Origin of the sequence: Colwellia psychrerythraea, from assembly GCF_000764185.1 — a bacterium.
GTDB lineage: Bacteria > Pseudomonadota > Gammaproteobacteria > Enterobacterales > Alteromonadaceae > Colwellia > Colwellia psychrerythraea_B.
Window position 1 is genome coordinate 58,864 of the sequence record NZ_JQEC01000042.1, and the last position, 25,169, is coordinate 84,032.

General features: G+C 38.7%; 14 protein-coding genes. 9 read left to right on the forward strand and 5 right to left on the reverse strand.

Annotation, left to right across the window (positions count from 1 at the left end):
* Nucleotides 1-24: 24 nt before the first annotated feature.
* The 5 genes from putA to GAB14E_RS08190 form a co-directional block, all read right to left on the reverse strand.
* A complete protein-coding gene (putA, locus tag GAB14E_RS08210) occupies nucleotides 25-3,864 on the reverse strand; it encodes a bifunctional proline dehydrogenase/L-glutamate gamma-semialdehyde dehydrogenase PutA (protein WP_033083145.1) in 3,840 nt (1,279 codons plus the stop codon).
* Between the two features lie 241 nt (nucleotides 3,865-4,105).
* Nucleotides 4,106-6,712, reverse strand: a complete 2,607-nt coding sequence (locus GAB14E_RS08205; RefSeq protein WP_231562067.1) for an EAL domain-containing protein — start codon at nucleotides 6,710-6,712, stop codon at nucleotides 4,106-4,108.
* 69 nt (nucleotides 6,713-6,781) lie between these two features.
* A complete protein-coding gene (locus GAB14E_RS08200) occupies nucleotides 6,782-7,084 on the reverse strand; it encodes a hypothetical protein (RefSeq protein WP_033083042.1) in 303 nt (100 codons plus the stop codon).
* Between the two features lie 138 nt (nucleotides 7,085-7,222).
* On the reverse strand, nucleotides 7,223-7,945 hold the full coding sequence (locus GAB14E_RS08195) for a 16S rRNA pseudouridine(516) synthase (protein ID WP_033083043.1): 723 nt from the start codon (nucleotides 7,943-7,945) through the stop codon (nucleotides 7,223-7,225).
* 21 nt (nucleotides 7,946-7,966) lie between these two features.
* Nucleotides 7,967-8,395 (reverse strand): hypothetical protein, encoded by a 429-nt coding sequence (locus GAB14E_RS08190; RefSeq protein ID WP_033083044.1) that lies wholly within the window; start codon nucleotides 8,393-8,395, stop codon nucleotides 7,967-7,969.
* 509 nt (nucleotides 8,396-8,904) lie between these two features.
* Here GAB14E_RS08190 and GAB14E_RS08185 point away from each other — a divergent pair.
* From GAB14E_RS08185 to GAB14E_RS08145, 9 genes are all read left to right on the forward strand, one after another.
* On the forward strand, nucleotides 8,905-10,143 hold the full coding sequence (locus GAB14E_RS08185) for an efflux RND transporter periplasmic adaptor subunit (protein ID WP_033083045.1): 1,239 nt from the start codon (nucleotides 8,905-8,907) through the stop codon (nucleotides 10,141-10,143).
* Between the two features lie 133 nt (nucleotides 10,144-10,276).
* Entirely contained in the window at nucleotides 10,277-11,008 is a 732-nt protein-coding gene (locus GAB14E_RS08180) for an ABC transporter ATP-binding protein (RefSeq protein ID WP_033083046.1), read from the forward strand.
* A complete protein-coding gene (locus GAB14E_RS08175; protein ID WP_033083047.1) occupies nucleotides 11,005-13,497 on the forward strand; it encodes an ABC transporter permease in 2,493 nt (830 codons plus the stop codon). The genes GAB14E_RS08180 and GAB14E_RS08175 overlap by 4 nt, the downstream gene beginning before the upstream one ends.
* 236 nt (nucleotides 13,498-13,733) lie before the next feature.
* Entirely contained in the window at nucleotides 13,734-15,095 is a 1,362-nt protein-coding gene (locus GAB14E_RS08170; RefSeq protein ID WP_033083048.1) for a sigma-54-dependent transcriptional regulator, read from the forward strand.
* On the forward strand, nucleotides 15,085-16,428 hold the full coding sequence (locus tag GAB14E_RS08165) for a sensor histidine kinase (protein WP_033083049.1): 1,344 nt from the start codon (nucleotides 15,085-15,087) through the stop codon (nucleotides 16,426-16,428). The genes GAB14E_RS08170 and GAB14E_RS08165 overlap by 11 nt, the downstream gene beginning before the upstream one ends.
* A 370-nt stretch (nucleotides 16,429-16,798) precedes the next feature.
* Nucleotides 16,799-18,955, forward strand: a complete 2,157-nt coding sequence (locus GAB14E_RS08160) for an Ig-like domain-containing protein (RefSeq protein ID WP_033083050.1) — start codon at nucleotides 16,799-16,801, stop codon at nucleotides 18,953-18,955.
* Nucleotides 18,955-23,031, forward strand: a complete 4,077-nt coding sequence (locus GAB14E_RS08155; protein ID WP_033083051.1) for an RHS repeat domain-containing protein — start codon at nucleotides 18,955-18,957, stop codon at nucleotides 23,029-23,031. The genes GAB14E_RS08160 and GAB14E_RS08155 overlap by 1 nt, the downstream gene beginning before the upstream one ends.
* Nucleotides 23,032-23,406, forward strand: coding sequence for a hypothetical protein (locus GAB14E_RS08150; protein WP_033083052.1), 375 nt, complete (start codon nucleotides 23,032-23,034; stop codon nucleotides 23,404-23,406).
* A 525-nt stretch (nucleotides 23,407-23,931) separates the two neighbouring features.
* Nucleotides 23,932-24,933, forward strand: a complete 1,002-nt coding sequence (locus GAB14E_RS08145) for a transposase (protein WP_033083053.1) — start codon at nucleotides 23,932-23,934, stop codon at nucleotides 24,931-24,933.
* The last annotated feature ends 236 nt before the right edge of the window (nucleotides 24,934-25,169 follow it).

Here is a 25,169-nt window from a genome sequence, read left to right on the forward strand (position 1 = left end):
CTCACAAAAAGGTTAGATTTAAGGCTAGTCTTCTTCAACCATAGTCATTAATGAGGTGTTACCGCCAGAGGCAGTGGTATCTATACTAATAGTTTTTTCAGTAACTAATCGCTGAATCAAGTTATCAAAATATTCAGAGCTTATTACCGGTAAAATAGCGCCAACACGTTGAGCTAGTTTTTCACTAACATAATGTTTGCTCTCACATCCACTATCAACAACCACACCTGATAATGCAGGATGAGCTAACATGGCTTCTAGGTGACATAATTTAGCCACTTGGAATACATCTTTGTTTGCGCCAGTAGCAATGAATTTATCTCTAAATGCCAAAGCTTCTTGGTAGAATAAATCTGAAACAACTGTGATTACTGTGTTACCTGTCGCCAAAGCAGTAACAATTGATTGTACCCAAAAATGAAAACTAACATTTTTATCTGCATAACAAATAATATTGCCACGGTTTTCTAGGTATATTATATTCGACTCACCCGTTGGTCCTGGCAATTGTTTTGGTTTTTTCAAACGCTTTTCAATACTAATAAGCTGCGAGCGTGCCGCTGCTAAGGTATGGTTTAAATCATCGGCCAAATCATCAACAATTTCTACATGAGCTATCTTAGCAAGTAATTGGCGAACACATGAAATACGTGTATTCAACTCTGCTGAGCGCCACTCTTTTTCTGCCCAGCTTGCCTTATCCATTAAACGTGTTGCTTCATGGCTTTGCGCTGCATCCCCCGACAGAACTGTAACTCTCTCTTCAGGAAAGTTGAATTTCTCAGGAGCTGGAGTCGCTTTTTCTTTAACTAAACGAGTTAAGTAGTTTGGACCACCTGCTTTAGGACCTGTGCCTGAAAGACCACGGCCACCAAAAGGCTGTACACCAACAATAGCGCCAATCATATTACGGTTGATGTATATGTTACCTGCGCGTGATAGTTTGGCTAAATCAATAGCTCTGTGCTCTATACGCGTATGAATACCCATAGTTAAGCCAAAACCTGTGCCATTTATTTTATCAACAACACTTTCGATTTCTTCACCTTTAAAGCGCACAATATGTACACAAGGACCAAAGACTTCTTTGGTCAACACACTAATGTCATCAATTTCATATAAGCGTGGTGCAAAGAAGAAGTGACCATCTTCATCAACTACTTCATCTGAAAATTCACATTGATATAATAATTTACCGTGTGACTTCATATAATCAGCATGAGCATTTAAGGCATCAAGTGCTTTTTGATCGATAACCGGACCCACATCGGTGCTTAATTTAGCTGGATTACCAATATGTAATTCAGCTAAGGCACCTTGCAGCATAACAATAACTTGATCAGCAATATCTTCTTGTAAAAATAATACCCGCAGCGCAGAACAACGTTGACCCGCACTTTGGAAACCCGAAGATATAACATCGTCAACCACTTGCTCAGGCAGAGCAGTCGAGTCAACTATCATACAATTTTGACCACCAGTTTCAGCAATCAGTGGTACTTGATCACCACCACGTTCAGCTAACGTTTGTGAGATATGTGTACCTGTCTCTGTTGAACCGGTGAACATTACCGTTTGCACACGGCTATCTGGAATAATGGTATTACCTACCGCACTACCACGTGCAATCACAGCTTGTACTACGTTTTCAGGTAAACCAACAGATTTCATTAATTCAATTGTACGTAGCGCAATTAAACCAGTTTGCTCTGCGGGTTTGGCCAATACTGTATTACCGGTGGCAATTGCTGCAGCAACCTGTCCTAAGAAAATAGCCAGTGGGAAGTTCCATGGGCTAATACATAACACCACACCACGAGCTTCTAATCTGTCATCATCACTTAACTCAATTGCCCGGGCTGCGTAGTAACGACAAAAATCAACGGCTTCACGCACTTCATCAATACCATCTTGAGCAACTTTACCCGCTTCTTTGATACACAAAGCGATAAGCTCATCCATATGACGCTCTAAAATATCACCGATGCGACAAAGTAACTCAGCACGTTCAACAACGGGTGTTTTCGACCAAGTAGCAAAAGCTGTTTCAGCCTTATCAATCATCGCCAACATATCATCTTTACTAGCATGTTTATGGAAGCCAATAATTTCACTGCGATTAGCGGGGTTCATTACCGCATTAGCGCCTTCTGGTAATTCATTTTTGTTTAGTAAATGCGCAACAAACCAAGTATCTAACGAAGCTTTTAGTGGTGTTATGTCATTAATGTCAGTTAAATCTAAACCTTTTGAATTATCACGTCCTTTTTCAGATTCACCTTTCTCTTCACCACGATAAAGATCAATTGGCATAGTTATTTGATTATTATATTTAACTTTTAAGCGCTGAGTTTTTTCTACCGGATCTTCTAATAATGATTCAACCGGTTGGCTTTCATCAACAATGGCATTAACAAATGAAGAGTTAGCGCCATTTTCTAATAAACGACGAACCAAATAGGCTAGTAAGTCTTCATGTTGCCCAACTGGCGCATAAATTCGACATTGAATGGCTTCATCTTTAACAATTTGATCATACAAAGAATCACCCATGCCATGTAAACATTGGAATTCAAAGCCTGCTTTATCATCACCGGCTAATTCAACAATAGTTGCTGCTGTGTATGCATTATGAGTTGCGAACTGTGGATAAATACTATCGCGATATTCAAGTAGTTTGTTTGCACAAGCATGATATGAAACATCGGTAGATGACTTACGAGTAAAAACTGGGAAATGACTTAAGCCATCTTTTTGAGAATTTTTAATCTCAGTATCCCAATAAGCACCTTTTACTAAACGCACCATCATTTTTCTGTTTGTACGTAATGTTAAGTCACGTATCCAATCAACAACAAAAATCGCACGTTTTTGATAAGCTTGTAGCGCTAAACCAAATCCTTGCCAATCACCAAGGTCGCTATCACTAAATACCGCCTCAATTACATCTAATGATAGTTCTAAACGTTCAGATTCTTCAGCATCAACGGTCAAACCTATGTTGTACTGCTTAGCTTGTAAACAAAGTGCTTTTAACTTAGGCACCAATTCTTCCATTATCCGACCTTGATGAGAAAACTCATAACGAGGATGAATAGCAGATAATTTAATGGAAATACCCGGCACTTTACGTGGATCGTTCTTACCTGATGCTACGGCAACTTCACCGATAGCGGTAATAGCATCTTGATAGGCTACCAGATACTTATTTGCATCTGGCATGGTGCGTGCGCCTTCACCCAGCATATCGTATGAATATACATAACCTTGTTGCTCTTTGGTCGCCGCACGTACGGTCGCCGCTTTAATGGTTTCGCCCATAACAAACTGCTTGCCCATGATTTTCATGGCATAGTTCATTGATTTACGAATAACCGGCTCACCTAAACGGCCGATGGTTTTTTTCAATAAACCAAAATGATCTTTTTTACGTTTATCGGCGTAATCAACCATAGAGCCAGTCAGCAATAGACCCCATGACGAGGCGTTCACAAATATAGAGTCGCTGGCACCTAAATGAGAACTCCATTGTCCTTGGGAGATTTTGTCACGAATAAGCTCATCTTGGGTGTGCTTGTCTGGTACACGTAATAATGCTTCGGCTAAACACATTAATACCACTCCTTCTTCTGAAGAAAGTGAATATTCATTTAGCAGTGCATCAATAGCGCCATTACCTTCTTGATCTTGACGTATTTGTAAGACCATTTTACGGGCACGTTCCCAAGCACGACTTCGTGCACTAACGTTTACTTCCGCTTCAGGTAAGATATGGTCAACAGCAACATTCTCGTCAATACGATAGAATTCACGAATTTTTTGTCTTATTGGGCAATCAGTGATTAGTGAACCAGTAAAAAGCATAACGTTTTCCTCAAATGCAAGCAGGTTAAATCCTGCTTTAGTTATAGTCATTATTCCTGCTAATAAAAGCTTTCATAGCGACAAACAAAATAAATTTAATATGTGCATTGTAGGAGGGCAACCACAGAATGTGCTGGTTATTTTCGGCATTTTCCGAAGAATTATAGGGTGAAAAACTTAATTGGCAGTATCATCTACTGAAAATCTTTGTTCTATACTTTCATCATAGAAAGCCAAAGTTTTATTTAAGTGTTTTTTTAATAATATAGTCAGCGGCATGTTGAGGTGACATAGGTTTAGCAAAATAATAACCTTGTCCGTATTGGCAATCCATTTGTTGCAATAGTTGGGCATCGGCTAAGTTTTCAATGCCCTCACCTACGGTGGCCATTTGTAAGTTATTAGCCAAATCAACAATGGTGCGAATGATGGCACGGTGATTATCATGTTCATGCACATTACTAATAAAAGAGCGATCGATTTTCAAGACATCAATGGGGAAACGGTGTAAATAACCTAGACTTGAGTAGCCAGTACCAAAGTCATCAAGTAATATTTTCACCCCCATATCTCTTAACGCTTGCATATTGGTAAGTACTATTTCAGCATTCTCCAACAAAGCACGTTCGGTCAACTCAATACGTAAATTATGTGGGGCTAAACCGGTACTCAGCAATACCTTCTCAATTCTCTGCGGTAAGCTAGTGCTAAAGAACTGCTTGGAAAATAAATTACAGCTCACATAAATGTCTTTACAGCCGAATTCATCTTGCCAAAATCTTAGCTGCTGACATGATTTTTCAATAATTTGAATATCAATAGCTTGAATTAAATCTGTTTCTTCCGCCAGCGGAATGAAATCATTAGGATAAACAAAACCACGCTTAGTGCTTTGCCAACGAGCAAGGGCTTCAAAGCCTGTTAATTCTAAGTTGTCTAATTTCAGTATGGGTTGAAAATAAGGAATAAACTCCTGCCAAGCAATGGCTTCTCTAATATCAGCCTCAAGACTTAAAGCATTTTGTACCTTTTGATGCATACTGGCATCAAATACTTCATAACGACCTCTGCCGTTATCTTTAGCATGATACATAGCCGTATCGGCATCTCTAAGCATAGTGTTGGCATCTTCGTAACGTTTATGACTAAACGAAATACCAATACTGGTGCCGGTATAGACGAGTTGATTATCAATAGTAAACGGCTCTTGAAGAAACTCGGTGATACGTCTAGCTACTTCAAACGCTTCTTCATTTGAAGCTAAATCTTCAATAAGAATAACAAATTCATCACCACCTAGGCGAGCAACGGTATCTTTGTTACGGACAATTGCCAATAACTCTCGGGCGATAATTCTTAATAATAAATCTCCAGCATGATGACCCAAACTATCATTAACCACTTTAAAGCGGTCTAAATCTAAGAACAGCACTGCAAAAGAAAAGTCTTCTTTTCGCTTAGTACAAGCAATGGCATGGTTAAGTAAATCGAGAAACACAGTCCTGTTCGCTAGCCCTGTTAAACTGTCATGGGCAGCAGTATGTTTGAGTAACTTTTCAGCCTGTTTACGCTGAGTTATTTCATCTTCCAGCGCCAAAGTACGTAATTTAACTTGTTGTTCAAGTAATTCGTGACTACGCCTTTCAAAGTCAGCCAATTCTCGGCGCTTAATAGCCGCCGAAACATGGTTAGAAACAAAATTAAGTAACTCTGCATCTTGTTGATTATAGGTGGTCTTATAATGATAACTTTGCAAAACCATAACACCGAGCAGTTTACCTGAATAAATCAAAGGCACACCAAGCCAAGAGTGTATATCGTCTTGAGGTTTAGCTGTTTCATCTTCTAGGTATAAGCTCATCATTTCTTGATAGGTAAGCAACACAGTTTCACGACGACGAAGTACTAACTCAGAATAACCATTAGAGAGTTTTCTTGGTTTGAACGCTCTGGCTAAATCACGGGTATGTTCATCAACATAATAAGAAAAATGTAGGGTATCGCTTACTTGTTCATACTTGGCGATATAAAAGTTTTTTGCGTTGATCAACTGGCCGATAATATTGTGAACTTTACTATAAAAAGTATCTATATCTAATTCAATATCAGTAGTTAACTCGGAAATTCGATACAAAGACTCTTGTAATAATTCTGACTTCTCTCGTTCACGAATTTGTGCCATCAATTCTTTAGTACGGGCACTAACGGCGTTTTTCAAACGCTGTTGATCTTGTAAACGTACCATAGCCCCAACAACATGTTGGGCGGCAAAGGTAAGCAGGTTTAAATCATTTTCACTATAACGGATTTTTTCATCATAGCTTTGTATGGTAATAGTACCTATCACTAAGCCATTATGCAGTAGTGGTACACCTAACCAATCAGTTCCGCGAGCGCCAAATTGTTTAATTTTATAGTTATCAAACAACTGTTGTTCTAATTCGGGGGTCAGTAAAAGCGGCTGTTTTGACTCAATAACTAAATTAGTAAATGAACCTTCATAGTCTTGATAATCGATCAGCCCTGAAGGTTTATTGTCTTTTTCATCAATGAAATAAGCAAACTCTAGGGTTTCAAAAGTTTGATCGTATAAAACAATAAAGAAATTTTCTGCGGTCATCAATGAAGCAATGATGTTATGTACTTGCGCATAAAAACCATCAAGTTCATTACAGTCTTGTGACAATTGGTTTAATTTAAACAGTGCGGTATAGCGAGCTTGCAAATCAGCATTTTTTTGTTCTAGAAAATCAACTTCTCCAGACAGCTCAGTAATACTTGCCTCTTTAGCACGTATTAACTCTCTATCTACTTGAGTAGTGTTAGCCTGTCGCTTTTCTGATTTCAAAATTACCATACCGTTTAATTAATTACACATGTATCTATAAAGTATTTTGTATAAGTATGCGAAGCTCTATTATTGTTGAGCTTCAGCATTAGCCGCGTTGTTAACTTCTTTAATTTTATGTTTATTACCACAAATTGCCGCTTGTTTTTCATCGCGATAATAACGAATATCAATACAGTCTTGCTGATAACGACGTTCTAATTCTGTGCGGAAAAGTACATCACCTTTACTATTAATAATACGCTTATGTAAAGCCTGACATTCTTGAATTTGCTCTGAGGCCAAGGTGACATCTTCACAGGCATTATCTGAACTTGAACAACTTGCTAAAAAAGTAACGACAAAAAGTGATAAAAATATTGATTTATTCATTTAACTATTCCATTTACATTGGGAAACAAATTCTTACTGCAAGCCATTATACGCAAGCAAGACTAAATTGCGAGTACCGATATTGTTATTAACAATATCAAGTTGTTAGTATAAAAATTCACTTTTTTCGACTGATATTTAATCGGCTACATTTACTACTTCATCGGCAGTTAACACTCTACTTTCGCCCAAACTTAATCCTTCATCCAAACTTAACTGACCTATTGAATGGCGGTGTAATGCCACTACCTTATTGCGAAAACGCCCAAACATACGTTTTATTTGATGATAACGTCCTTCGGTTAAAGTTACCTGTGCTTGATAAGTAGAAATAATCAACAGTTTCGCAGGCTGTGTGGTTATTTCCTCATATGAGAAATACATTCCGTTTGCAAAAGCGCTGATATACTCAGCTGTTAAAGGATCCTCAAGTGTTACTTGATAACATTTAGCCACTTTATGTTCTGGTGATGTTAGCCGCTCAGACCAGCGACTGTCATTGGTTAATAACACCAAACCTGAAGTATTTAAATCGAGCCTTCCTACTATATGTAAATTCGTTGTAATTTCGTCATCAAACTTATCAACGAGTAAATCAATAACCGTTTTATGTTTTTCATCCTTGGTCGCACAAACCACACCAATAGGCTTGTTAAGCATAATATAATGCGCTTTATTAGCCTGCAAAACTTCATTATCCATTGTTATATAAGAAAATTTATCAACAACCTTACCTATATCAGTGGCTAAAAGGCCATCAACATAAACCCGCTTTTGTGCCAACATCAGTCGTACTGATTTACGGTTAACTTGGCAATAGTCACTAATAAAACGGTCTAATCTTGTCGTGCTAATAGCCATGTACCTTAATTACCTCTGAATTCATATATGTGACAAATACTGCTGATTAGCTATTAAGTTCAATACTTTATTTAATTTTACCTGTAATAACCCCGTTAATAGTTTTGGCTGTTGCTCAAGTAAAACAAGCTCTGAATCAGTAACAGCTATATAACAAAGTAATTGCTGCTCACTTTCATTTAAACAACTAATCACATCATCAGAAAAGGGGCTGATAATAACTTCACCTGCAGTTAACTTATTCAAACGCCCTTGGCACTCGGTAAAACTTACTGGCGTTTCTAAGCACAATTTTATAGTTAAAATTTCTTCTTCATCACCGTACCAATTAGCCTTTAAGGTCTGAAAATTAAACAGGGCTTCAAGCTTATGGCAAATCGACTTTATCTTAAGAAATTTATTGGATAGTCCATTATTTACATTAATTGTTATCGGTAGCTGTTCGGTCATTTTGATCTCTTAATATTACAACCAATAAAATTTCCGTAGAGACTCAACCTCAACACAATTTTAATGGTTAATCTTCATATCTCATATCATAACCGCCTTGTAGGTAAACTTCAGCATGTTCACTCAATAGAGTAACCGCTACTAACTTAACAATACATAATATATAAAATGAAATGTGCTTACTTGCTGCAAAAATTAGCTCAACGCATATCAGAGATGGCTACTTAAGCTATTAAAGCGTTGACATATGTCATAATTAATTTACCTGACATATCAAAAAGATAACATTACACAACATTACAGCACTTTGGCTAAATAACGCCAACAGCCAGTGTGATCTGAATAACAGCCAATAATAATCACTTTCGAACATAAGCCCTTTAAAAGCGAACAAATTTAACTTTCATAAAACCGTAACAAACAATAACACATTGATTTTAAATGAATTAAACTTTTGGCACAGTTGTTTCATTACTCACTGTAACAGTTAAAAATCACAGTGAAACTTTATGAAAATTGCATTAACGAAAAAACAACCGTGGAAAAAGTGGACAGCCATCGCCAGCTTCATTTTATTAATGGGCTACGCAGGGTATAGCGTCAGTGGTAAAGCAACAAAATCAGTATCGTTAAGTCAATTAAGTTTTCAAACGGTACAACAAGGTGACTTAGATATTTATGCGAATGCCTATGGCGAGTTAGCCTCCGCAAAAGAGCGTTTATTAACCGCGCCAGCACTGGGCAAGGTTTCTGAAATATTAGTGCGTCCTGGTACAAAAGTAACGCCTGAAACGATTATTTTGCACCTAGTGAACCCTAAACTTGTGCAAGAAGTTAATGCTGCCAATGGCCAACTTGCTCAAGAGTTAGCACAAAGAGAAGCATTTAAATACGAACAACAAAGTGAACGCCTAAATTATCAAGGCCGCATTGCTGATATTGAAGCTGAAATTGAAAAAGCACAACTGGAATTATCGGTAAACGAAAACCTAATGGATCTAGGCGTATCTTCAAAAATAGAATTACAACGCGCTAAATTAGCAGTTAAGCAAGAAAGCAAAAAGCTTGGTTTTGAAAAGAAAAAATATAAACAATTTATTGAAATGCAAGGCCATCAATTAACCCAACGCGACATCACTATTAAACAGCAACAAGCACAAGTTAACTTACTTGAGCAGCAACTTGAAGATATGAAAGTGAAAGCTGGCATTAACGGCTCACTGCAAACCTTAGAAATTGAATTAGGTCAAAGTGTGCAATTAGGGCAATCATTAGCAAAAGTGGGTAGTGATGAAGATCTCATCGTACGTTTACGTTTACCACAAAACCAAGCAGATCAAATAGACATCAATGCAGCCGTATTGATTGATACCCAAAAAGGCATTATCAAAGGCCATATTACTCGAATAGAGAGTGTAGTTAACAACGGGTCCGTATTAGCCGAGGCTGTAATTGATGAGGCATTAACGTCAAATGCCCGTCCGGCGTTATCAATATCAGCACAAGTATTTGTTCAACATCAACAAGAGGTTAACTATATAGAACAAGCTCCAGGTCTACGACCACGCACTAAGCAAAGTATGTTTGTTCGTGACAGCAATAACTTATTAAGACAAAAAGATGTCAGCTTTGGTGTGTTATCAAAAAACAAATTAGTCATCTTATCAGGAATGAAAGCTGGCGAGCAGCTAGTCAGTAGTGATACCCAACAATACAATAAATACCAACAACTTTTTCTGATTGAATAAAATCTAAATAACAGTACTGAGCAGCACAGAACTGCAACAATAAATAATAACTATAAAAACTAGCGAACATTAACGAACACTAAAGCTGATAGCTAAATCTGCAGCAACGATGATAAAAATTAAGGAATATCCGATGAAAAACGTAGTTACCATGGCAAACATTCACAAACGTTACGATAGTCAACAAATAGAGACCCATGCCTTACAGGGTATTAGCTTAGAAATAAATCAAGGTGAGTTTGTTGCCATTACCGGCCCTTCTGGTTGCGGCAAGTCGACCTTATTATCAATTATGGGTTTAATGGACTCTGCCAGCGAAGGCCAATATCAGCTGGCTAATATTGCCACCAATGGCTTGAAAGTAGACCAACGTACACAAATTCGTAATGAACATATTGGCTACGTTTTTCAATCATTTAACTTAATCGATAACCTAACCGTATTCGAAAATGTGGCATTACCGCTTGAACACCGAGGCTGTAAAAAAGCAGAAATAAAACAGCGAGTAGAAGAAGTACTCAGTCAAGTTGATATGTTACACCGTCAGCAATATCGTCCAAATCAACTCTCCGGTGGCCAGCAACAACGTATTGCCATTGCGCGTGCCCTAGTTGGTAAACCCGACTTAATATTAGTTGATGAGCCAACGGGTAACTTGGACAGCAAAAATGGTGACCAAGTTATGTCGTTATTAGAGCAACTTAATAAAGACGGTTCCACCATAGTGATGGTAACTCATGATAGTCGTTATTCTCGTTGTGCCAGTCGCCAAATCCAATTACTTGACGGCCAAATTGTTTCAGAAATTAATACTGAGCTAAACGCAAAAACACCAAATGAAAGATCATTGCAGGGGGTTGCATGAGTTTATTAAAAAAAGCCTTATTCCAAGGCATAACACGGGTCTTTTCATTGCCGCGTTTAAGTGTGCCGTTAATCTTAACCCTTGGCTTAACCTTAGGCGCAGTATTAAGTGTTATTTCAATTTCATCAACTTTGTTATATCAACCATTGCAAGGGGTGAAAAATGAGGCCTCGCTGCAAACCTTTGATTATCGTTTTAATATGTCAGATACCTTGAGTGTTTCCTATTGGAATATGAATCGCTTGGTCGATTTTAGTGAACATTTTGGCGATATAGGTGAATGGGCGGGCATTGCCCCTTCTGAGCAAGATGTGGTTGTTAACAACACCACCTTTGCGACCACCCGTTATGACGCCTCAAGTAACATTCTTTCTGTATTAGGTAGCCAATTATTACTCGGAGATGACGTTACAGTTGAATCGCCAGAGAAATATGTGTGGATATCAAACAGCCTATGGCAAAGTGCTTTTGCTGGTGTTAAATCGGTTATTGGTAAACAAGTAACCATTACCAATAAAAACTATATCATTGCCGGTGTTATTGAAGATGTAATGGCGATAAAAAGTAATCAAGCGGTTTTAGCGCAACAAGTTTGGTTTATCGCCAACCTAACGAAGATAAAAGCGCAAACGGATAACGTTGGTAACATTAGTAATGATATTGATAACCTCATTCTAAAATCGACAAATGGCCAAGCGCGGTTACCATCACAAACAGAAGTTGATGCCTGGTTAGAAGATTATGTCACCCGCAATGTTGATGGCGACCAAGTGCAAATGTTCATGGATTTTATGAATAGCACCAATAAAGTCGCGAAAGGCAGTAGCTACCGCAGCAATATGTTAGGGGAAACTGAAAGTTTACTTATTGCCTTATTTACCGCGGTAATTGGCTTGTTGTTAATGGCAACACTTAACTTACTTAATTTATTTATCGCACATTACCAAGGGCGTACCAAAGAGTTCGCTATCCAAATAAGCCTAGGCGCAAGTCTAACAAAAATGCGCTTATTGGTATTACTTGAAAACCTACCTAGTTTTATTTTAGCGGCATTAACCGGTTTATTAGTGACTGGTTGGGCAATAAAAAGTTTACCGCTAATTGCCGGTGATAGTTTACCTATGATTGACGCCATTGCTATCGATGGTACAACCATCATAGCCTCAATTGTCATCATCTTAGTATTAAGCATTTTATTTAGCGCCTTGGCACTGGTTGATATTGATAAACAGGCTTTGGGTAATAACTTAAACAGTAGTGGTAAAGGCATTCAAGCACAAAGTAATCAATGGTTAAGCCGGGTACTAATGGTATTGCAGCTTTCAATTGCTTCAATTTTACTCACTGCTTCGGTGATGATCGCTATGCAAAGTTATCAAGCCGTTTACCAAGATCTTGGTTATGAACTTGGCAATAGTTATGAAATTAGTATCACGGTTAGCGACGAAGAGTACGTTACGCAATTGAATGACTTTGACTCTTACGGTAAAAGCGAAGCTAAACAATTGCTTGATGGCTTATCTCAATTAATAGAACAAGAAATAAGTGATAGCCAAGTCATTGTTCCTAACTATGGTCCTTTGTCTGGCTCATTACGAGTAAACGCTTTTCGTGATGAAGACTCAGGTCAGCGAGTTATCCACCAAATAAAAACGTTAAGTGCAAATTATTTCTCAACCTTCAATATCCCAGTATTAGCAGGCGCTAATTTAAGCCAAGCACAAATTGATAATGATGAAGATAGAATTGTCATTGATGAAAATATGGCAAAAACACTATTTTCAGAGTTAACTTACCAAGAGATTATCGGAAAAACTATTCAAACGAGTCCTGATAGCTCAATCCCTCCTTCAATTGTTACTGGCATTGTTGCAAATACCTTGAGTCGAACGGGTATTGCTGACCCGATAGGTTTGCCTGCCATCTACTCTCACCGAATTAGACCTGGTACAACCATGCAGTTTACTGTGATGTTGCCTGAAGGAAAAACAGTTACTGCTGATATGTTAAGCAAAGAAATTAAACGCCAATTTCCACGGTTAACTAATGTGGTAGTACAATCATTAGCTGACGTGTGGCAGAGACAAACGTTAAATCAACGCCTTAGTTTATGGATAGTGCTGGCAATGACCGGCTTAACACTATTCCTTGCTGCTATTGGTGTTGCCGGTCTTACACAAATGACCACCAATCATAGAAAATACGAACTCGCCGTACGTATGGCAACTGGCGCCAAGCAAGCTAGATTGGTTAACTTTATTTTAAAAGACGCCTTATCAATGTTAGTGGTCGGCTTAGGTTTAGGTTTTATTGTCTCGGTACTTGCTTATCAACAAATAGCACAAAGCTTGGAAATGTTACCTGACTTTAATTGGTTAGCGATGGCCTCATTAGATGCCGCCTTAGTGGTTATTGTTATTCTGTCAGTAATTATGCCGGCATGGCGAGTGATCAGTAGTGATCCTATGCAAGCCCTAAGAGAAGAATAATTGCCTAAGTAATCAGAGCTCGGCAAAAACAGTCCGATACCTATCGCTTTTATTGTTATTACACTAGCCAATCGGCTAGTGTAATGGGCATACTAATACTGACTAGATTAATACCTTCAGGGTTAATATCTGCAAAGAATGCCTAAAGTTAGCAAAGGAAACGACACAGTTCATTTCCTTTGCTTTATTATGCTTTACCTTAATAAAGCAAAATCGTTCAATTTTTGGAAACCCCTATGACCAACGCCACTATTTTAATTGCTGATGATGACGAAGACATTCGTTTAGCATTAAATTTATTACTCAGCTCACAGGGCTATCAGATCATTGAAGCGGCTAACGCTAAAGAGATCATCATACAAAGTAATCGCCAACAACCCGATTTAGTCCTGCTCGATATGAATTTTTCTCGAGATACTACCAGTGGTCAAGAAGGCTTAGAAATTTTAGAACAGTTACAACCGTTAAATATTCCGGTGATTTTAATGACGGCTTGGGGTTCAATTGAACTGGCAGTACAAGGGTTGCAAAAAGGCGCCAATGATTTCATTGAAAAACCCTGGAATAAAGTAAAGCTGTTAAACAGTATCAAGCAGCAGTTAAGTTTTTCTCGGGTAAAAGAGCAAAACCAAGGTTACCGACAATTACTGGCGCCTGACCATAAAAAATCTTGGGTCTGCCAATCACCTAAAATGCAGGCCATTGAAACTTTAGTTGAGCAGATAGCACCAACAGACGCCAATATATTAATATTAGGTGAAAATGGTACCGGTAAATCCCTACTCGCTGAACGTATTCATCAATTGTCATCGCGCCAGCAGGCGCCACTTATAGCAGTAAATATGGCCGCTATTCCTGAAAATTTATTTGAGAGCGAGCTCTTTGGTCATCAAAAAGGTGCCTTTACTGATGCTAAACAAAACCGTATCGGCCGCTTTCAATTAGCCGATAAAGGTACTTTGTTTTTTGATGAGATAGGCTCCTTGCCATTAACCCTGCAACCTAAATTATTACGGGTATTAGAAACCGGCCAATTTGAGGTGTTAGGCTCAAGCCAAACACAAGTGGCTGATGCCCGATTAATTAGCGCCACCAATGCCGATCTTAATCAATTAGTAACTGAGCAAGCCTTTCGCCAAGACTTGTTATATCGTTTAAATACCATCGTTATTACCATTCCACCCCTACGTGAGCGACTTGAAGATATTGCAGACTTAGCCATTAGCTTTATCGCTAAATTTAGTGAAAAATATCGCAAGCAAACCTTAACCATTAGCCCTTGTGCGCTCAATAAATTAAAACAACACAACTGGCCGGGTAATATCCGTGAATTTAGTCATGTCATTGAACGTGCTGTCCTACTGAGCAATACCGCCGAAATCACTGCGCAGCAATTATTAGTAGAAAGCATGGAGACCGCCAATAACGCCAATGATGCGGTAATATTGCAACCACTTGAACAAGCTGAAAAACAATTGATTGAAAAGGCTATGAGCGTTACTGGCGGTCAAGTAATAGAAGCAGCCAAATTACTCGATATTTCACGTAATGCGCTTTATCGTCGCCTAGAAAAATTTGCTATTCAACATGCCGAATAACATTAAAACATCAAGGCAACCCGTAAGCTTAAAGCTCAGTCATGAGCAATGGCTGGCATTTGGCTTAACAAGTACCGTGTTAGTTATATTAGCGTTAGTTATTGCCTTAACTTACCAACTTGGTTGGAGCCTACTGGCAACTGCTACATTAGTGTTTTTTCTATCGTATCCGCTTATTTGGCTTGCTTGGCGCTGTTATAACTTTTGGCGACAAGCCATTATGCAACTCACCACCTATACGCAGGTTGTGCGCGAGGGTGAAACCAACTTACGTTTTAAAGGCCAACACCAAGACAATTTATTGGCTGAATTGCAGCAAGAAATATCTGCCCTAGCCATAGGTAACGCCAATAAAGTACAACAAAACCAAACGCTGGAAAATGTGCTAAGTCATATTCTCGACTCTTGGCCTATTCCGGTGTGCTTATTTGATGAAAATAACCAGCTAAGCTACCGTAATATCGCCATGAAAGAAAAAATACAACAGCCCATGCTTATTGGTACTGCCGCGGAGGATTTAGGTTTTATTTTAGAAAATGACAACCTAACTCACAGCCAGTTTAACCAACAATGGCAATGCCAAAGTGTTAGTTACTTATTTCAACAAAAACGCTGTCACATTTTTTCAGCATTAGATATTTCCCAGCCATTACATCAGCAACAAAGCATTACTCAGCAAAATATTATTCGAGTATTAGCCCATGAACTACGTAATTCATTAACACCTATGGCTTCAATGGCTGACACATTGTTATGTAATGATAGTTTTAATGAAGAACAAGTACGCATGGTACTGTGTCGGATTAAGCAACGAAGTGAACGCTTACTTAGCTTTATTGAGCAATATAGCCAATTGAGTCAATTACCGGCGCCGAAATTAAGCTGGTTTGATTTTAATGATTTACTTGATGAAGCAAAAGGCATGATCACCGAGCCTTGTTTAATCAATTATCAGGGCACTGACCAATGTTTTGCTGACGTACAACAGATGGCGCAAATATTAATTAATATTTTCAAGAACGCCCAAGAAGCTTGTCAGCAAGAACAATGTCAGATTGACATTTGTTTGTACTACCAACAAGAAAACTCACAAGGGTTTCAGCAAACCAAACAGGTTATTGAGATCACTGATAACGGCCCAGGTTTTGCCAACCTTGATAATGCTTTAACACCTTTTTACACCACTAAAAGTAATGGCTCAGGTATTGGGCTATCACTATGTGCTGAAATCACCCGCAATCATGGTGGTGAGTTCACGTTAGAAAATACAGTCGACCGTGGCGCAAAAATCACTATGGTATGGCCGGTAGATAATGAAGCGCACCAACAATAAAGTTAATCAGCTTTACCTCTGTATTTTATCTTGTGTTTTATAACGCCACCTTACTTTGTTAGCGGTAAAGCGCAGTAATTATCCGACAACTTAAACGCGGTAATCAGCCGACAATTCGCTTACCTTCAATTAAAAATAACAGGTTAAAAATAAAAGCTTAAAACTAACAGGTTAAAAACTCCTTTATTAGCCTTATCAACAAACCATAACCTCCGCAATACTGTGCAGATATCGTTACTATTCTTATACTTTGTTAGTAACCTGTTACTTTTTAGTAACAAAAACGTTGTGATTTAAAATTGCACAATGTAACAATTTGTGTTCTATTACCGACCTTAAAAATAATAACAACAATTTAAAGGGAATTTAGATGTTCGAACTATCACGTTCATTTTTTGTTTGGCTAACAATATTAAGCTTAGTATTTTTCAGTCAGGCGACATTAGCATTAAACCAATACGACAAAACAGAAGCCTTTTCTGTTAACGAAGATTCATCAAAAAGTCATAGTATTTATGGCTCAGAATCCACCACCTATCAATATTTAGGCTATAGTTCAACAAGCCATGGCAGTTTAACTTATAACTCATCCACCAAGTACATTACCTATAAACCAACGGCAAACTATTGTGGTAGCGACACTTACACTTATTCACTGCATAAGTACACCTCTTCTGGCGGCGGTGGCGGTGGCGGTGGCGGTAGACCACCTAATTTAAACGCAGTATCACAACCCTCGGCCGCTAAAGAGTCAGCTTCTTTACCAGCCCAGTTAACCTTATCTGACGATGTCAGCCAAATTACAGTATCAAAAACCACTAAAGGTGCAACAACCTTAGGCACCATACATCACATAACTAGAATAACGGTTTATGTAACAGTAAATTGTATAAATGATGCGCCAACAATCTCAAACATTGCGAGTAGAACCATCAGTGAAGATAGCAACACGGGTTATGTGCCTTTTACTATTGGCGATGTTGAAACCTCAACTAATTCACTCTCAATTTCAGTATCATCAAATAATACTGCACTTATACCTACCAGTAGAATAAATCTCGCTGGCTCTGGCGCTAACCGGTCGATTAGAGCCATACCATTAGCCAATAAATATGGCACAGCAAGAATTACAGTTACGGTAACAGATGGCAATGGCGCCACAAGATCGGATGCGTATTTGGTGGTTGTGAACTCGGTTAATGATATTCCCAGCACCTCTAATATCAGCAATAAAGCCATCAATGAAGACAGCAATACCGGTAATATAGCTTTTACCATTAGCGATGTTGAAACACCTGCCAGCACACTGTCACTTTCTGCTACCTCAAACAATACCAGCCTCATACCAATCAGCAGAATTAGCTTTGGCGGCTCTGGTTATTACCGTACGGTTAAAGTTACGCCGTTAGCAAACAAATATGGTAGTGCCACCATCACCGTGTATATTAAGGATAGCGACGGTGGCATAAGGTCCGATGCTTTTATAGTGACGGTAAACTCAGTTAACGACGTACCTACTATTGCTAATATTACTAATAGGTCCATCAATGAAGACAGTAATACCGGCTATATCCCCTTCTCCATTGGTGATATAGAAACACCAACAAGCTCTTTAGTACTTTCTGTTACATCCAGTAAAACGAGCCTAATAGCCACCAGTGGCATATCTTTTGGTGGCTCAGGGGCAAACAGAACAGTTAAGGTAACACCGCTTGCCAATCAATATGGTAGTGCAACAATCACAGTCACCGTAAGGGATGCACATGCAGGCATAAAATCAGATGCCTTTGTGGTTACGGTGAAATCGGTTAACGATGCCCCCACTATTACCGATATTACGGCTAAAACTATCGATGAAGACGGCAATACTGGTAACCTAAGCTTTACTATTGGTGATGTTGAGACGGCAACCAGTTCACTAAAACTGTCGGTAACATCAACTAATCCCAGCCTCATACCAACCAGTCGTTTAGTGCTTGCTGGCTCAGGGGCTAACCGAACAATTAAGGTTACGCCATTAACAGATAAACATGGCAGTGCCACAATTACCGTAACCGTTGAAGATGCTGGTGGCGTAAAAAAATCAGATGCCTTTATTGTTACCGTAAAGCCCATTAATGACGCGCCGATAATATCTCAAGGCACAAATCACGAAATTAACTTACTTAAAGGCACCACAAAAACTATCACCTTAAGTGCTACAGATGTCGATAATAGTTCATTAACTTGGTCAATTAAAAGCCAAGCAAACAAAGGACTAGCAAGCGCGAATGCTACCACTGGTGTTATTTCTTATACCTCAAACTCCAACGCACAAGCTGATGAGATTGATAGCTTTGTTGTACAAGTCAGTGATGGCAATAAAACCGCGAATATAACCATAGCAGTCACAGTAGTTGCCAATACCGTGCAGTATAAATACGATGCACGAGGAAGATTAATATCAGTGATTAGCTCTGCAAAAGAAGAAACTTCTTTTGCATATGATGATGCCGGAAATAGAACAACTGCAGGGAAAGCAAACTAATGAAAAACTTAGCAATAATATTATTTATATTACTTTCAACCTTAACTACCTTTAATACTGCAGCTCAAGAGGATGTGGAGAGTGACGGGTATATAAAACCATTAAGTATCGCCCCAGATGTTAATGGTGTCGACTTTTTATCGGGTAAGTACTACCCACAAATAACTACCTTAGGCATACCTGCTGCGCCTCGTTTATCGTTTAGTACTGTGCAAAAGTTAAATTCAAGAATACATGGTACATGGCACAGAGTTCCTGCAGGCTCTGTTCGAAAAGAGTCTTATTCCGTTACCTTTGGCGGCAGTACCTCTGAATTCTTTAATTGTAGTGACCATACTTGTGTTGCAACCAATAACACCGGCTCTACCCTAATGGGCAACATGAGCAATAAATCCTTTACTTATCACCAAGGTAAAACCGGTATAATTGTCCGTTATACCTTAAAATCGGCTTACTTCACAGATGAGGAATACGGTTCATATTTTGAAAGAGGTGTCTCTTATGCCAGTCAAATTATTTACCCTGATGGAGAAGTACTCAATTTAAGTTACGACATTGATTCCAGCTTACCACCTAATATTTTCTATCGACCGACATTAATCACCAGTAATACTGGCTACCAAATATCGTTTACCTATCTCTCTAATGATCTGGCTTCTGGTCACTGGGGGAAAACCGCCAGTGCTACTATTGTAAAAACGAGTGAGACTAGCATTATTTTAGCCCAAAACACCTATTCATTATCCGGTGTTACCAACCTACAAGGTAGAGAGTGGCAATATAGTGGCTTTGGCAGTGATAGCAGCTTTGAAGATTATTCTCGTATATTTTCCAGTAAATTACCTGATGATAGTAGTGATAATATTAGTGTTTATTCCGAAACTCGTACTTACAATAATACGAGCCATGGTCTATTTGTTACCTCCGTTAATAATAATGGCAAAACCTATAGCTATAATTACACCCCAGTCACAGCCTCGACCAAAGACCCAAGAAAACAATTCGAACAAATAGATATAACGGGCCCGGAAGATTATAGCCGCACGATAAAACTGGCTACAGATAAATACCCTAAAAAGAGCCAGCGTATTTCAAGCGAAGTAGACAGCTTTGGCCATGAAACCTTTTATGCTTATACTTCGGAGAATAGGCTTACGCAAATCACTTACCCCGAAGGAAATAAAGTAAAATTCAGTTATGATCGTCTCGGCAATGTTACAGAAAAAAGACTTATCGCTAAACCTAGTTCCTCCATGGCCGATATTGTCACCAGTGCATATTACGATATTTATAGCTGTGATGATGGCTTCATTAAGATAGCTTGTTTCAAACCTGAATATAACATCGATGCCAACGGAAAACGTACCGATTATACCTTTGCCGGGCATGGTGGCATGCTCACTAAAACCGAGCCTGCAGCGGCAAATGGTACTCGCAGAGTAACAACAAATGAGTACTTAAAAGCGGAGGGCATTTACCGCCTAATAAAAACCTCTGTCTGTGGTGGCTCAACATGTGGCAGCAAAGACGAACAAGTTACCGAATATAGCTATTGGGGCAATACTAAACTACCTAAAAGCGTGAAGAAAACTAGCGGTACAGGAAGTATTAGTAGCACTATCACTTATGGCTATGATACAGCTGGGCGAGTAATTGAAGAAGATGGGCCATTAGCCGGAACCAACGATGCAGTCTTTTTTGCCTATGATACATCTGGTCGTAAAACTTGGAGCATAGGGGCTGTTAATCAACAAGGTTACCGTGTAGCCACTAAAACGACTTACCGTGCACAAGACGGTCAAGTATTGACCTCACAAACAGGCACCCTAAACGCTGCAGTGAGTGCGCCAATAACCACAACAATGACCTCAAGCTTTACTGTTAATAATGTCATCACTAACAGCTTTAACAGCCTTGGTTTGCTTACTAAAACCATGGCTGGCACCAGCAGTAAAATTGACAGCCTGTCACAAGTATCATACGACAGCGCTAATCGAGTGGAATGTAAAGTAACAAGGATGAATTCGGCAGCCTTTAGCAGTGCACCTAGCTCAGCTTGTAGTTTAGGCAGTGAAGGTGACTTTGGTCCAGACCGTATCACAAAAAATAGCTATGATAGCTTATCGCGCTTAACTAAAACGGTTTCAGGTTATGCTACTGCGGTTGAAGGCATCGATATTGAAATTGGTTATACCGAAAACGGTCAAGTTATTTCGCGTAAAGACGGTAACGGTAACAAAACTATTTATAATTACGATGACTTTGATAGATTAGAGTTTACCTTTTTTCCAGATAACACTTACGAACAAAATACGTATGACGCTAATAGTAATGTAAAAACTTGGCGCAAGCGTGACGGCCTTACCTTGACGCACAATTATGATGCCATCAATGCCAAAAAGAACACCTTAGTACCAGGGGAAAGCAGTATAATCTTTGCTTATGATGCCATAGGCAGACAAACCTCAGTTAAAAGAGGCACTGATACGGTAGCTTACACTTATGATGATTTAAGTCGTTTAAAAACAAGTACCTCAAATGCACGCACCTTAACCTATGATTATGATGCTGCTGGTCGTCGCGAAAAACTGACCCATGATGATGGCTTTAATATTCATTATGTTTATGACGCCACCGGTGCCTTAACAGCGATTAAAGAAAATAATACAACCTCTTTAGTTAACTACGGTTATAACAATTTAGGCCGATTAACCTCGATGTCTCGCAATAACGGCGTAACGTCATCGATAAGCCAAGATACACTTGGCCGCGTTACTGACTTTAATCATAACTTGATTAATAATTCCAACTTTACTTACAATGCTGCTAGCCAAATTGTTAGCCGAGAAGTCAGTAATGACAGTTTTCAAATTAATATTCCTAGCCAAAGCACACAAGTATATGACGTAAATAATTTAAACCAATATACCAATGTCGGTGGTAAGAATGTTGATCATGACTTAACGGGTAACTTAACCAACTATGATGGCTGGACCTATAATTTCAATGTTCATAATAGGTTAACCTCCGCAGCAAAAAGCGGCACGGCGTTAAGTTTGGCTTACGACCCTACTGGGCGTTTACAAAGCTCTACCCTAAATGGCAGCAAAACCAGCTTTTTATACGATGGTGATGAATTAGTTGCTGAATATAACAGTACTGGTACCTTAATAAACCGTTATGTGCATGGTATAGGCACGGATGATCCTTTAGTGTGGTATGTTGGCTCAGGCACAACGAACCCGACCTATTTACTCGCCAATGAGCGCGGTTCAATTATTGCCGAGACAACTAAAACAGGTAGTATAAGTGGCACACACAAATATGGACCTTTTGGTGAGCCGATCAATAGCAGTACTTCGCGCTTTAGATATACTGGCCAGATTTTGTTACCGGGCACCGAGTTATATTATTACAAAGCACGGGTTTATCATCCAAAGCTTGGGCGGTTTATGCAGACAGATCCTATTGGCTACAAAGATGGTATGAACTGGTATGGTTATGTGGGCAATGATCCGGTTAATATGAGTGATCCTACAGGCTTATGTGGTAAGTACAAAGATGAAGACAGGGGCTGTAGTGGAGTGAGTGTTACTGATTATAGTTCGAGTAACACTATTAAAGAAGCTGATATACCTGCAATGCCTCCAATAACACAAACTCCTGCACCAATTGATGAACCTGGTGTTGATACTATTTGCCCTACTTGCTATCTAGTCGGTGGGGCTTCATTATTTCAAGGTGTTTTTACTACGGCAAAAGGTTTTTTATTAGGCGGTATCACGATTAAAACCCCTGTCAATATATCAGTACAAAGATTTGGTTCTATCGGAGCTACTGAAGCACAACATTGGGGACTCAGAGTTGGGAGTGGAGTATTTGTAAATAGAACTTTTAATGCAATTAAGCCATCATGGAACCCATTAACAACTCTAACTATAGGCACTATTCCTAAAGGTACACCCATTACTTTCGGGCTTGTTGGCTCACAAGGTTTTCGCTATCCTGGTGGTTTAGTTCAATTTTTAATAAACTCTAATAAGGTAGTTGGGAAATCAACTAGTGTGGTGAGGTAAATGAGTGATCCCGTTTTTTATAGTGATATAACCACTTTATCCGGAGATATAGTTAGTGTTAAATACCGACAGGAGGTATGTCAAGGAGGACCAACAATAGGTCGGCTGTTTATAGGTGATAAATTAATTCTCCCGTCAATGTACTTTGGTGGGCCTTTTTTGGTGAAAGATCGCTGTTTATATATACCAGTTAGAAAAAAAAGTATCTTTTTTAATGGTTTCGTTCTCACAGAGGTTAATTTAGATACTTTTGATTTGAGAGCATTAAAAGCCAAGTCTGATGTTATTAATTTAAAAAGTATTGATAATGAAAATATATACTTTTCCAGAAGTTATTTTGGTGATGAAAAAGTAGAAAGTATAAAAAGAATGTAAAAAGAATAAGAATAAGAAATAAAAAGGGACATCCCTAAATTAGAACAGCTCAGTAAAAGTTGAAACTAAGCTGAACTAATACAGCTTTATCTAAAGCCTCGCTCGTCGGGGCTTTATTGTTTATAGCGTCTTATTTTGAATAATCGTGATAAATAGCAGACACCTGATAAATAGCAGACACCAGGATAAATAGCAGACACCCACTCATAACTAAATAGCAGACACCCACTCAAATGGTGTTTTGCTATCTTCTAAACTACGCTTAAATAATCATCAACAATCACTAAAGGTGATGATTATGGCTACACCAAGAAAACAACAAATCAGTTTAATTGATACCCCTTATTATCATTGAGCAGAAATGTAGATAGCAGACACCCACTCAAATGGTATTCTGCTATCTTCTATAAACTTAGAGAAACCATGAAAACAAGTAGTAAATAGCAGACACCCACTCAAATGGTGTTTTGCTATCTTCTAAACTACGCTTAAATAATCATCAACAAATCACTAAAGGTGATGATTATGGCTACACCAAGAAAGCAACAAATCAGTTTAATTGATACCCCTTATTATCATTGTATTTCACGTTGTGTACGCAGAGCATTTCTTTGCGGTGAAGACAAAACTACAGGGCAAAGTTTCGAACATAGACGAGCGTGGGTTGAAGATAAACTCTTAGCGCTTAGTCAGATATTTGCTATTGATATTTGTGCTTATGCGGTGATGAGCAATCATACCCATATGGTGTTATTTGTCGATGAACAACAAGCTTTATCTTGGTCAATGGATGAAGTACTAAGTCGTTGGCATACGTTGTTTAAAGGTACTCTACTAACTCAACAGTATTTGCGTGGCGACACGTTAATTGAACCCTTGCAAAAAATGGTCGTGGATACTGCGGAAATATATCGTCAGCGGTTAATGGATATTAGTTGGTTTATGCGTTTATTAAACGAGTCCATTGCCAGACAAGCTAACCAAGAAGATAACTGCACGGGTCGATTTTGGGAAGGCCGCTTTAAATCACAGGCCTTACTTGATGAAGCCGCATTGGCTGCATGCATGGCTTATGTTGATTTAAACCCAGTCAGAGCCAGCATAGCTAAAACGCCTGAATCATCAAGTTACACCAGTATAAAACAGCGAATTGGTGCTGTATGTAAGTTAAATGGCGAAATGAAAGAACAAAAACAGCAGCAACCTCCTAGTTTATTGCCTTTTATTGGCAACCCAAAAAGTAATATGCCTAAAGGTTTACCCTTTGAGTTAACTGATTATATCCAACTTGTTGAACTTACCGGCCGTTGTATAAGAGAAGATAAAAGCGGATATATTGATGATAACCAAGCAGAGTTATTAATAAGATTAAACATTAACCCTGAAAACTGGTTGATATTAGCGACTCAGTTTAGAAAGTGCTTTCATGGTGCTGTTGGTAATAAAGAAGCATTAAGTAAATATTGCCAACATCAACATTTAAAAAAACGCGCTACCGTATCTATTTGTCAAAAACTGTTCTCTTAGTTATTAATAAGACATTTGTTGACTGCACGATGGCAAGTCGTAATTATATCGAACTATGCCGAAACTATGCCGAAACTATGTCGCAATAAGGTTGTAACCCACTTCCAACTAAGCCATTTCACCTTGCTTGTGATAATTACCCCCCACCTCAGTTGGCCCACTATTGAACTTAAAAACTATTGAATTTAAGAGCCTTAAAGCTGAACTTTTTAGTGCTTAGCTCCCCCTTCTTTTAA